An 11,998-nucleotide genomic window follows, 5' to 3' on the forward strand; every position below is an offset into this window, starting at 1 on the left:
TCGCCCACCATCATCCCTGGGCCAAAGCGCTGGTGAGGGCCGTGTCCACACTCAATGTTCGCGATCCCAAATGCACCGGCTGCGCAATCACGGCTTGAGCCAACTCAAATTCGAAGGGAACAAAACCACCCTCGGGACCCACCATCACAACGGCATCCCCAGCAGGCGTGTCGCGTAGAGCCAGGGAGGCCCCCATCTGTGCGATCCAGCAAGGCCGCCCTGCACAAAGGTGCTTCAGCTGGTCTTCCACAAAAGGGCGAAAGCGCCTGTGCTGATGCACCTGTGGAACCACGGTGTCGCTCGCGCGTTCCATCCCGGCCAGCAACGCGTCATGAACCTTGTCCGGTGCGAGTAAGGGGGACTGCCAATAGCTCTTTTCCACTCGGGCGCTGTGGATCAGATGAAGATTGGCCACCCCGTACTCCGCCACGGTGCGGAACAGACGGCGCAGAACCTTGGGCCTCGGCAACGACAGAACAACGTCGAACCGGTGTCGCGGCGGCGGTGGCTGACTCAATTCAACGCGTAACACCACTGAATCCGCATCAATCGCGCAGATGCGTCCGTGACCCAAATGACCATTGAGCTCACCAACCCGAACGCTGTCGCCTACCGCAGCCCGCAGCACCGCACGAATGTGATCAGCCCGGCGATCAACAAGACGAACATGCTGTTCATCCCGCCAATCAGAACGATCTAAGACAACGATGTTCATATCTGAGGCAAGTCATATGAGCCACAGGCAGCTCCTGTTTAGGACGCTATGCCAAGCAGAGGGGCAACCGAACTGATGCTGACGGTGTTTACACCAAGGCAACAGTTGGAATCAGTCAGGAACTGCAGAACAATGCTGTTATGCAACAACCAACATCAAACTTCAGCAACAACAATCTCACACAACTTCTCAGCCAAAGACTAGATCTTTGGGATCAACAAGATGCCGCACAACGGGATGGAGCATTCCATCGGGCGTTATCTCTGGAACAACAGATCCGGCAAATCAGCGATGAGATCCACAAAGCACTAGCACTTCAGCAGTGTTCAAACACCCCGGGGATCAACTCCTGCTGGCGACGCGCCTGATAGTCGGCATCGGCAGCGCGCAACGCTGCCGCATCCTCCTGGAACCAACAGCCATAAAGCATGTTCAGGATCCGATCGACATCCAGTTCTCGATCAGCCACGTCCTGCCAGAGGCGCTGGCTTAACTCAAAATCAGCGAACTGAAATTGGGCCTGAGCCAGACGTCGGGCTGCGTCGAAATGAGCCTGCTGAAGCTGACGTGACGGGGAGTCGTACTGGAGCAGGCGACCTTGAATTGTCTGAAGCAAACCCATGCCACAAACCTGACTGCACTCAATTTGAATCCGCAGCTGCCCTTCGACAATGGGTTGTCATGCTGATTTTCGATAGCAGACCTAGGGTCATTTCAGACGCCTTGCTGCAATGTCATCCAAACGCCAGAGGCAACTCGCAGCAGCGCTGCTGATTCTTGGGGCCGTAGCGGCAATCCTTCTCCCCTTCATTTCAGCGACACTGCTGACACTGGCCTTAGGAGGCATCGCCTTCTCGGCAGGGGTGAGTCAGCTCCTACGGCTGGGGCAAGGCAAGACTCCAGGGAAGCTCTTCCGCGCGCTCTCGGCCCTTCTTTATATCGGTGGAGCGATCTTCATTTTGATCGACCCGATCGAAGGAGAGATCAGCCTGACCCTTTTTGCCGGCGTGGTGGTGTTGGTGGAGGGGATCATGGAGCTCGCTGCGGGGGCAAGCTCGGAAGGTCCGATAGCGGGACTGGTGCTGCTGGATGGTTTGCTCACTGCAGGCATCGGACTTCTATTGGTCCTCGAGTGGCCCAGTGACAGTGTCTGGGCCCTGGGAACACTGTTCGGCATCACCCTGCTGTCCTCAGCATTCAAGCTCCTTCAACAGCCCGGCGGGGAAGTCGCTTAACCAGGCAAATCCCCAACCAGACCCTGGGGCAATCAGGGAACGTTGTAGAAAGCAGAAAAAACCACAACCCATGGATCTTGCTCCGTGGGTCTATGTCTTTCAATGGGATAAACAGCGATAACTTGTGAGCAACAAACAAGCTTCTCGTCACTTATTGACCACAAATCAAGCCTGAAGTTTTCCCATTATCGCAAATAAAAATACCGCAAGAACGTGTGATCAGCAGACATCAAATCCCAACAGAATCGTGTCTTGCAATCCGGCATGATTGAGGCTCGGGCGTTGCAGTTGCAGGGCGGGAAGAATCTCCAATAACAGATTGTTAGCGCGGCGTGATTCAGTGCACACGCCGACGCGATCTCCAACGGAACGGGCGAGGCGGATCTGATCAATCACCAGCTGCAGCTGGAACACCTGCTGATCCAGGCTGTTGGCTTTGGCAACCCCCGTCAGGCTGCAGCTCAGCAGCAGTGCCAACAACCAGCCCTGTGATCGCATCGGCACCCAACCCCACCAGGCATTCCCCCTCAACCTCCCATGCCACCTCCCCCTGGAGTGAGCATGCGGATGGCCTCGCCAGCCTCGAGCTCCAGCTGAACAGAACCGGGTAGGGGATGCTCCGCCCCGTGACAGTCCAGCCGCAGATTCACACCACAAGCTCCGCTTGACCCACCGTTGAGCCCGAACGGAGGCACCTGCCGGGATCCACTGATCAACGACACACACATCGGTTCAAGGAAACGGATCGTGCGCTCCAGGCCGTCGCCCCCAGACCAACGGCCGTTCCCACCACTGCCGCAGCGCACAGCGAAGGATTCCAGCCGCACGGGATAACGGCTTTCCAGCACTTCGGGATCCGTCAGCCTTGAGTTGGTCATTTGCGATTGCAGGCCCACGGAGCCGGCAAAGCCATCCCCAGCTCCACCGCCACCGGCCACCGTTTCGTAGTACTGACAGCGCCCATTGCCGAAGCTGAAATTGTTCATCGTTCCCTGGCCGGCCGCCTGGACACCAAAGGCACCGAATAACAGATTGCAAAGGGCCTGAGACACCTCCACATTGCCGGCCACCACAGCCGCTGGGTAACGCGGATTCAACAGACAGCCCGGTGGCACCACCAGATCGAGTGGTGCGAAACAGCCCTCGTTCAAGGGGATGTCGCTGTCGAGGAGGCAACGGATCACGTACAGCACGGCCGCGCGCGTCACCGCCAAGGGGGCATTGAAGTTGCCCGGCCGTTGGGGCGATGTTCCGGTGAAATCCAACCGCAGCCGTTGGCGTTGCCGATCAAGGCTGACCTCCACCACCAGGCATGAGCCGTCATCCATCACAAGCCGTTGACGGGCGTCCGTCAGCCGCGACAACAGGTGCTGAACACTGCTTGCTGCATCCCTCTGCAGAAGAGTCATCTGCCGTTGCACCACGACCTCCCCCTCCCGCTCCACGAGATGTTGCAGCGCCGCAATTCCGGCCTGATTGGCCGCCACCTGCGCCTGCAGGTCGGCCAGCAGTTCTGATGGGTTGCGTGGCGGCGTTGCCATTCCGCTCCACGCCGTTTTCAAATCAGCGGCGAGGACCCGGCCCTCGCGAACAAACAGCAGGTTGCGCAGCAGCAGGCCCTCATCAGCCATCGTGCGGCTGAAGGACGGCATCGAGCCGGGGGCAATTCCGCCCACATCGGCGTGATGGCCACGACTGGCCACAAAGAAGCTGGGCTGATCCCCGTTGCAGAACACCGGCGATATCGCGGTGATATCGGGCAAGTGGGTGCCGCCATGGAAGGGGTCGTTGCTGAGCAGCGTGTCGCCCGGCTGCAGCGGTGCAACATCGCCAGCGAATACCTGAGCCAGCAGGTCACGCACGCTGTCGCCCATCGATCCTAGATGCACCGGGATGTGGGGGGCATTGGCCACCAGGGCACCCGAGGCATCAAACAACGCACAGGAGAAATCCAGGCGCTCGCGAATGTTCACGGATCGGCTGCTCTGCCGCAGTTGTTCCCCCATCTGTTCGGCGATCGCCATGAAGCGGTGGCGAAACAGTTCCGCCTGAAGCGGGTCGTCCGCATCAGCCTCCGCCAGCGATGGCGAACCAGCCTGAGGCTGCCGGCGCTCCAATAACAACGTGTCCCCCTGCGCCACCCTTGCCTGCCAGCCCTCTTCCAGAACCGTGCATCCGGTGGATTCGGCGATCAGAGCTGGGCCTGAGATCATTTGATCCAGTACCAAGGCGCTGCGCTCGTACAGGGGAACCTGGGTCCAACCGCTCTGCTCGAGGTGCATCGGCACCAGCTGGAAACCCGCCAGTTCTGACGTTCGTTCCGCAATCCCATTCGGCCCATTCGGTGCTGTCGCATCGAACTGTTGCGGCGCTGTGACCTCAACATTGAGCTGTTCGACGATCAGAGCCTGATCGGCATCGATGCAGTAGCCGAAGCGCAATTGATGGCTCGTCTGAAAGGCCGAGACCATGTCGTCAACAACTTGATCCGGAGACCAGGTGAGCACCAACGTCTGGTCGGCAGTGGGATAACGCAAGGCAAGGTTGACCCAGACCTCCGGCGCCTCAGAGTCGGGGGCAGCACCATCGCCCTGGCGACGTAACTCCTCCTGCGCCTCATGGGTCAGCATCTCGACCTGATGAGGCATCTCAGCCAGCAGGGCGGAGGACAGCGGAGCGCCGAGATGCACTTGTCGCCGGCAGCGCTGGCGGGCTTGCCCCATGCCAAAGGCGGAGAGAACACCGGCCATGGGGTGCAACAGCACCGTGTTGAGTCCGAGTTCATCCGCCAGACGACAGGCATGCTGACCACCGGCACCGCCGTAGGCCACCAACACCCCGCCACGGATGTCCTCACCCCGATGCAGCGAAACGCGGCGAATGGCTGCGGCCATGGTTTCCACCGCCAGTTGCAATGCGCCCGCCGCTAGCCGCTCCGAGGTCTGCCCCAGCGTTGCAGCAAGATCTGCGAACGCACGCCGCACCACCTCAACATCCGGGGGCGAATCAGCGCAAGCGCCGAACACCGCCGGGAAGCACGCCACCTGCAGACGCCCCAGCAGCAGGTTCGCGTCAGTGATGGTGAGCGGTCCCCCAGCGCGGTAGCAAGCGGGACCCGGTCGCGCCCCCGCGGAGCGGGGACCCACCCGCAGGCGCTCCCCCTGCAGCTCCAGCACCGATCCGCCTCCGGCAGCCACCGTTTCAATCGGCAAGCGGGGGGCCAGCAACTGCAAGCCGGCGATCTCGGTCTGCTCCTTGACCTGCCGCAGCGCCTGCGCATCAGCGGAAGCCACGCAAAACACATCCGTCGACGTCCCCCCCATGTCGAAGCCCAGCACCGGCACCCCTTCAAAACCGGCCAGCCGCGCCGCCGCGATCGCGCCCACCATCCCGGCCGCCGGCCCCGAAAGGATGGTGTCTTTGGCCTGCAAGGTGACCGGAGCCTGCAACGCTCCGCTGGAAGTCATCACCCGCAGTGGCGTGGCAGATCCCAGCGCCCCTCGCACTTGCTGCAGGTAGCCATCCAGCACCGGATGCACGGCCCCCTCCACCAACGCCGTCTGTCCCCGCGGCACCAGGCGGGGCATCACGCTCACCTGATGGGAGCAGACCACGGTGCGAAAGCCAACCTCGCGCAGCATTGCCCCACAACGCTGCTCATGGACTGGATTGCGCTGGGCATGCAGGAACGCCACCACGGCGACGTCGAGACCGGACCGGCGCAGCTCCTCCAAACGCCGCCGCAGCGGTTGATCCAGCACCAAAGGCTCCACCTCATCACCCCGGGCATCGAGCCGACCGGCCACCTCCAGCACCGTTTCCGCCAAAAAGGGACGCTTGGGCTGCTCAAGAGCGAACAGATCGTCGCGATGTTGATCGCCGATCCACAGCTGATCCCTCAGGCCTGCATTGGTGAGCAAAAGCAATGGCGAACCACAGCCCTCCAACAACGCATTGGTGGCGACAGTGGTGCCGAGGCGCACCTCATCGACGTCCCCCAGATCCACACCAGACGAGGCCGAATCCAGCATCGCGACCATGGCCGACACCGCAGGGTCTCCAGAAACCGCCTGCTCAGACAGCACCTTGCGCACATGCAGACGCCCCTCTGGATCGCGACCGATCAGATCGGTGAAGGTGCCCCCCCGATCAACCCAGAAGCACCAACCCATCCCGCTGCCACTGATGACTGGGCACCACCTTGACGCGGCAGCTCAACGACGGGCCACGGCGTACTGATCCCGCCACAGGATCGCCTCCACAGGGAGCACATCCCAGGGCTGGGGAAGCTTGAGGCCATCGTGAACCGCACGGTGCCGGTGCTCACTGATCCAAAGCAGAGAGCCGACCACCCAGTTGGGCAGGTTGGCCATAAGCCGGGCCTCAAACTCCTGCTCCGTCTCCTGCTCGTCGTACAGCAGAACCGTCATCACCTCACGGTCATCCATGGTCCAGCGGACCAGCCAGGTGAGTAGCGGCTCGGGAATCACCGACTTTCGGAGATCAAAGTTCTCCTGAATGGCGTGCACCATTTCATGGCGCAACACCCGCTCGAGATCCTGATCAGAACGACGAACATTGCTCTCGCAAAGCTCAATCAGGTTGGTGCCACTGATGTAGCCACCCATGAGCCCAGGTTGATCACGGCAGTCGCGGGGACTGTCCACGACACTCACACCAGACAGGGCGAGAAAAACTGACAAACCAAGATCCAACATCCTTTCCCTCCTTAATCATCCCTTAAGAATCCAAGCACTGGCCTTGCCCGGCTCAGCATGAGCTCAACAAAGCGTTTCCTGGCTTTCCATTAATGGGCCGACCTGGGAACGTTGGAGTGCGTTTCACCCCAACGACTTGGACAAGCTCGCCACCGCCTGGGCGATCTTTCAGGGGTTGCTGTTGGAAGCCATTCCGTTCCTGCTGCTGGGCGTCGCCATCGCGGGGCTGGCCAGATGGGCGGTGCCGCCGGGCGCATGGATCGACAGGCTCCCGAAGAACCCAGTGCTGGCACCGATCATCGGCGCCTTGATGGGGTTTGCACTGCCGGCATGCGAATGCGGCAATGTCCCGGTCGCCCGCCGTCTGCTGGCCAGCGGCGCACCGATGGGCACCGCGTTTGGCTTTCTGTTTGCTGCGCCGGTGCTCAATCCCATCGTCCTGGCCAGCACCTGGGCGGCCTTTCCCGATCAGCCCTGGCTTCTGGTGGCCCGACCATTGGGGGCTTTTCTGCTGGCGATCCTGCTGAGTCTGTTGCTGGTGCAATTGCCCGAGACACAGCTGCTGGCAACAGCGCTTCTGGAGGAACGCCGCATGAGCCAGCCCCTGAGCAACGTGGGGCTGCTACAGCGAAGGAGTGGCCTGATTGGAACTTCATCCACCACAAAACGTCCAGCCACCAACCAACGGATCAAGGGCTGGCAGGTATTGGATCAAAGCTGCCGCGAGTTTCTCGATCTCCTGGCTCTGCTGGTGCTGGGATGTGTGATCGCAGCTCTGGTGCAGACCTGGCTGCCGCGCAGTTGGCTCTTGGCCGTTGGGGGCGCACCGACGGCGTCGATCCTGGCCTTGATGCTGCTGGCCGTCGTGGTGTCGGTCTGCTCCAGCGTGGATGCCTTTCTCGCCCTCGGATTTGCAGCTCAGATCACGCCAGGAGCCCTTCTGGCGTTTCTGTTGCTGGGCCCCGTCGTTGATCTCAAACTGGCGGGACTGTTCACGGTGCTAATGCGCCCACGGGCCATCGTGATCACTGCGATCAGTGCGAGTCTTGGGGTGCTGCTGATCGGTCAGTGGATCAACCTGTGGCAGCTGTGAGGGTCTGGTCGTGCTGAAGAGCGGATCCCTGATGGTGCTCTGGGGCCTCACACTTCTGTGGAGTTTCCACAGTGGCCGCCTCGACCTGCTGCTGCGGGGGGTCTTTCACAGCCTGGTGGGGGTCACCGGCCTGTTGTTGCTGATGGTGGGCGTGGCCCTTTTGCTCCAAAAGAGTGGCCGCCGGGAACGTTGGCGATGGCCCTGGCTGCTCAGCGGCTTGATGGGCGTGCTGGTTTTGATGGTGCCGCCGACGCCCTCCTTCAGTGACCTGGCTAGCAATCGCCCCCAGGGCCTTCCAGATCCACCGGAATTGGCATTTGTGCTGCCGCCAGAACAACGCAGCCTCACGGAATGGGTGCGTTACCTGCGCAGCCAGCCAGACCCCGATCTTGTCGCTGACAACCCTGTGCGAATCAGCGGATTTGTCTGGAGGCAGCCGGAGGGTCCACCGCTAATCGCGAGGCTCACCGTTCGCTGTTGCCTTGCCGACGCCACACCTGCTGGCCTTGCAGTGGAGTGGCCGGAGTGGTTCACACCAAAAACCAACCAGTGGTTAGCCATAAGCGGGACGATGACAGCACAAAGCCGGAAGGATCGGCGCATCCCTGTCGTTGTTCCTTCAAGCATCACACCGATTGAGAGGCCCGAGCGGCCCCTGGAGCCATGAGGCAGCGGTTGTTGATGCTCATGCTGATGGCCTGCACTGCGGTCCTGGCGCAGCAACAACTGCTGCTGCGCCGAACTCCGCGACTGCTGCACCTCAAGCCCCAGCAGGTGCAGAGCGGCACCGCGGCACTGGATTTGCAGTTCAGTCGACCGATGAATCGGACCAGCGTCAGCGACGCCACCCGACTGGAACCGAACGTGGCCCATCAGTGGCTGGGGGAGACAACACCCCTGCGGATGGTGATCGATTCAAAGATCGTGCTTAAGGCCCCAATCGAACTATCCCTATCCGGCCAAGACCAACGCGAGCTGCTACTGGACCGGCAGCAATGGTGGTGGGATCCGAGACCCTGGCTGATCGCGACGCGGCCGGTGCCAGGCGGCGAGCAGGTTCAACTGCAAACGCGATCAGGAGGCTGGATTCCCATCAGTCGGGTCTGGCCTGCTATCCCAAGCGTCGTGCCCTTAGGCAACGGCAGAGGCATCGCACTGGTGGGGCGTGATCAGAACGGCACCGAACAGGTGTGGTGGGACCAACTGACTCCCCGCAGCACCGCCATAAGCGTGGCGGCCTTGGGGCCACCGACTGTGAGCAGCACGCAGCCACTCTTAAAGGGGGAAGTGCTCTTCGCTCATCTCAGCAGCAACCTCAATGGCGATCTTCTGGTGCAAAGCGGAGGGTTCCGTCCTGGGAGCGATCAAGCCCTGCTGGTGCAGGCCAATGGCAAACGGAAGCATTTGGCCTTGAAACCATCTGGGCCGATGCAGTTGCTCCCCGCCGGGGGTGGCGTCGTGATGCCCACCTATGACGGATTGACGCTTCGAGCGCTGGAAACAACAAAGCAAAAGCCTCAGATCCTGCCTGGAAGCAGGGAGCTAGGTGCCTTCTGCGGCGCATCCGGACGGGCTGTGCTGATCCGACATTGGCCTGATTACAGACGCTCGATCGAGCTGGTGATTCCTGGAACAGCACCGAAACAGCTTCACCTTGGCGATCAGGCCGTACTTGGGGTGGCCTGCGACAACCGCGGCGAAAGGGTCTGGGCAGTTCTTGGTCGCTGGGAACAGCAACGCGGGAATCACGAACTGGTGCTGATCAATCAAGAGGGAAAGGTGTCACAACGCCGGGCCCTGGCCCCCTGGACGCTTAAGGCAGGAAGTCCCATCCAATGGAACCCAGTGACAAACCAATTGTTGATGACCCTGACGCAACCCAACCAAACCAATGCTCATGCCGGCTTGATTAACGCCGAAAGCTTGCAGATCATCAAGGTCATTAACGACAGCATCAGCGAAGCGCAATGGCTCAACGCAGGCTGAACAGCAGCCTCAACGGATCAACACTAAAAGGAAGCAATCAGTCAAGATCACGCCCCAAACAAGAGGTCGGGAGTGATAGCCAAGAACAAAAAAAGGAGGGCAATTATGCCCTCCAGATCAACTAAAAATCAGCCGATCGCCGAAACCTAGAAGGCAAAGGTCACACCAGTACCGACATGGTGCTGCCACCCTTCACCCCAGCCCGGAGCATCTTCCCAACTGTAGGTTTGCTGCCAATGCAGGAACAAGGTTGCATCGCCGACGGGAACAGAGAGTTCGATTTCACCAGCAATGTCTGTGCGCGGATCTAACCCTGCATAGCTGCCAGGGACATAGAAGCGAGGGCCAGCCTCAATCATCAAGGAGATTTCATCACCACCAAATGTGAAGCCCAGGCCCACACGAGGATCCGTGTAGTTGCCCACATACATCCCGTCGGATTCCCAACCCTGACGGTGATCGAGTGACAGGTAAACACCATTCACCAGATCCTCGATGCCATCGCCAAGGGCGAAATTCACATCTCCATCACCCAAAGCCCAGATCGCCTTGGCGCCGAGCTCATTCTTCAAGCCCTGAATATCCTCACCCTGATCTTTAGTGACGTAATAGGGATTCCAGGACAGCTCAAAACTTAAGCGGTCATTGGGTGCATAACGGGCCTGAAGAAAGCCCTTGATATCGGTGCGTTTGAAATCGGTGTCGTGACTGTGGTCATGACCGTGATCATGCTCTTCGTGATCATCATGATCCTCTTCGTGATCATCATGGTCCTCTTCGTGATCATCATGGTCCTCTTCGTGATCATCATGATCCTCTTCGTGATCATCATGATCCTCTTCGTGATCATCATGATCCTCTTCGTGGTCGCCATGATCTTCTTCATGGTCATCGTCGTGATCATCGACATGAACCTTGCCGTAAAAATGTTCAGCTTCTCCCCAAACCAAAGCAGGCCCAATGGCAGCTTCGATCGCGAAAGAACCGCCATTTGCAAGGCCCCACTCAAAGACACCGCCGAACATGCCATCGATGGCGTAGTGCTTGGGATCACCCTCAAGGTTGGTGTCAAATCCACCATGGCCTTCGATGGTGATGATGGGCGTGAAATCGAATTCACCGGCCTCGAGAGACTCTCCACCACCACCATGAGAGCCATGGGCCTCGGCAGGCGAAATGGGGGCAAACGGGCTCAACAGAAGAGCCAGAAGAGCAAGGCGTGAACGGAACATGAGATGAGATGAGACGGAAGAGAAAAAAGATCAGAGAGGAAGAGAGCGTTACCTCACCGGATCGATGACCATTGGGAGTTCAAGGCGTTAGCCCCAGCGGTGTCGCAGGAACCGCCCTGCCCATTGACGATCGTGCAGACGTTGAGGGTCGCCGTCGAAACAGCATTGCGACCGGCAGCAATACCTTCTCCATAAAGCGGTGTCGTTGCTATCGGCAATCCCGTGGACTTGCTGATGCGCCTCAGGGTTTTGCTTGGGGTTGCCGCAGGGGAAAAGATGGTTTTGGCACCAGAGGATTTCACCTCTTGGGTGATTGTTTTGAGGCTGGAGGGCCGCAAAACTCCACCGGTGGTGTGACTGTCCAACATCGCAATCTCAACAACTCCGAAGCGATCTGCGAGATGGCTGTAGGTCCTGTGATCGGTAACCAGGACCCGCTGCGACGAAGGCAAAGAACTGAACTGTTTGGCTTCCCAGCTCTGCAAAGCCTGTAAAACAGCAACAGCACGAGCCGTGCGTTGCTGCAATGCCGCACGATCACTGGCCGGCAGAACGGGGGTCAGAGAACTTGAGATGACCTGCACCATTGCAGCGGAATTGGCCGGGTCGTGCCAGACATGGGGGTCGCTGCCGCCATAGGACGGCAGGGCGACTTCACCGACGGCCACCACCGTTCCTGGTGACTTGAGCTTTTTGGCGGACGGGGTCAGCCCAAAACCGATGTGCAAAACCAGATCACTCTTGGCGATCTTGCTGCGATCACTTGGCTTCAAGCGATAGGAATGAGGATCACCACCAGGGGGGATCAGACACGTGACCGAGGCGGCACCGGCAGCCAGGGTCTTGGTGAGATCACACAGCGTGCCGTCGACGGCCACCACCACAGGTTGAGCCGCATGGGCAGGAACAACAGCAGCGCCAAGGGCAAGGGCAATACCGACGCCAGCCGATCGAACCAAGACAGCTCGCATAGACATCAAGCATGAGAATGATTATCATTTTGCTGAATGCGTGGTTTC

The 11,998-nt window shown here is 59.8% G+C and carries 11 protein-coding genes; 4 read left to right on the top strand and 7 right to left on the bottom strand.

What is annotated here, in order from left to right:
* Window positions 1-10 precede the first annotated feature (10 nt).
* Together FZX13_RS04160 and FZX13_RS04165 are read right to left on the bottom strand one after the other, a co-directional pair.
* A complete protein-coding gene (locus FZX13_RS04160) occupies window positions 11-715 on the bottom strand; it encodes a 16S rRNA (uracil(1498)-N(3))-methyltransferase (protein ID WP_226407566.1) in 705 nt (234 codons plus the stop codon).
* 316 nt (window positions 716-1,031) lie between these two features.
* Window positions 1,032-1,337 carry a hypothetical protein gene (locus tag FZX13_RS04165; RefSeq protein ID WP_226407568.1) on the bottom strand — a complete coding sequence of 102 codons (306 nt, stop codon included), beginning with the start codon at window positions 1,335-1,337 and terminating at the stop codon, window positions 1,032-1,034.
* Window positions 1,338-1,446: 109 nt separating this feature from the next.
* Here FZX13_RS04165 and FZX13_RS04170 point away from each other — a divergent pair, with 109 nt between their 5' ends.
* Window positions 1,447-1,950, top strand: coding sequence for an HdeD family acid-resistance protein (locus FZX13_RS04170; protein WP_226407570.1), 504 nt, complete (start codon window positions 1,447-1,449; stop codon window positions 1,948-1,950).
* Window positions 1,951-2,169: 219 nt separating this feature from the next.
* Here FZX13_RS04170 and FZX13_RS04175 read toward each other — a convergent pair whose 3' ends face one another.
* From FZX13_RS04175 to FZX13_RS04185, 3 genes are read right to left on the bottom strand one after another with little or no spacing between them, the layout of a single operon-like run.
* Window positions 2,170-2,448: a hypothetical protein gene (locus tag FZX13_RS04175; RefSeq protein ID WP_226408244.1), complete on the bottom strand. Its 279-nt coding sequence runs from the start codon at window positions 2,446-2,448 to the stop codon at window positions 2,170-2,172.
* Between the two features lie 29 nt (window positions 2,449-2,477).
* A complete protein-coding gene (locus FZX13_RS04180; protein WP_226407572.1) occupies window positions 2,478-6,122 on the bottom strand; it encodes a hydantoinase B/oxoprolinase family protein in 3,645 nt (1,214 codons plus the stop codon).
* Between the two features lie 42 nt (window positions 6,123-6,164).
* Complete coding sequence (locus tag FZX13_RS04185) at window positions 6,165-6,617, bottom strand: mitochondrial inner membrane protease ATP23 (protein ID WP_226407573.1); 453 nt, start codon at window positions 6,615-6,617, stop codon at window positions 6,165-6,167.
* A 187-nt stretch (window positions 6,618-6,804) separates the two neighbouring features.
* Here FZX13_RS04185 and FZX13_RS04190 point away from each other — a divergent pair, with 187 nt between their 5' ends.
* The 3 genes from FZX13_RS04190 to FZX13_RS04200 are packed head-to-tail and all read left to right on the top strand — an operon-like array spanning window position 6,805 to window position 9,747.
* Entirely contained in the window at window positions 6,805-7,761 is a 957-nt protein-coding gene (locus tag FZX13_RS04190; RefSeq protein ID WP_226407575.1) for a permease, read from the top strand.
* Between the two features lie 13 nt (window positions 7,762-7,774).
* Window positions 7,775-8,428, top strand: a complete 654-nt coding sequence (locus FZX13_RS04195; protein ID WP_226408246.1) for a TIGR03943 family protein — start codon at window positions 7,775-7,777, stop codon at window positions 8,426-8,428.
* Entirely contained in the window at window positions 8,425-9,747 is a 1,323-nt protein-coding gene (locus FZX13_RS04200) for a hypothetical protein (RefSeq protein WP_226407577.1), read from the top strand. The genes FZX13_RS04195 and FZX13_RS04200 overlap by 4 nt, the downstream gene beginning before the upstream one ends.
* Before the next feature lie 146 nt (window positions 9,748-9,893).
* Here FZX13_RS04200 and FZX13_RS04205 read toward each other — a convergent pair whose 3' ends face one another.
* Together FZX13_RS04205 and FZX13_RS04210 are read right to left on the bottom strand one after the other, a co-directional pair.
* A complete protein-coding gene (locus FZX13_RS04205) occupies window positions 9,894-10,979 on the bottom strand; it encodes a hypothetical protein (protein ID WP_226407579.1) in 1,086 nt (361 codons plus the stop codon).
* 53 nt (window positions 10,980-11,032) lie between these two features.
* The gene (locus FZX13_RS04210) at window positions 11,033-11,956 is read right to left on the bottom strand and encodes a metal ABC transporter substrate-binding protein (protein WP_226407581.1); all 924 of its coding nucleotides are present in this window, start codon (window positions 11,954-11,956) and stop codon (window positions 11,033-11,035) included.
* Between the last annotated feature and the right edge of the window lie 42 nt (window positions 11,957-11,998).

Source organism: Synechococcus sp. MU1625 (assembly GCF_020514205.1).
GTDB lineage: Bacteria > Cyanobacteriota > Cyanobacteriia > PCC-6307 > Cyanobiaceae > Parasynechococcus.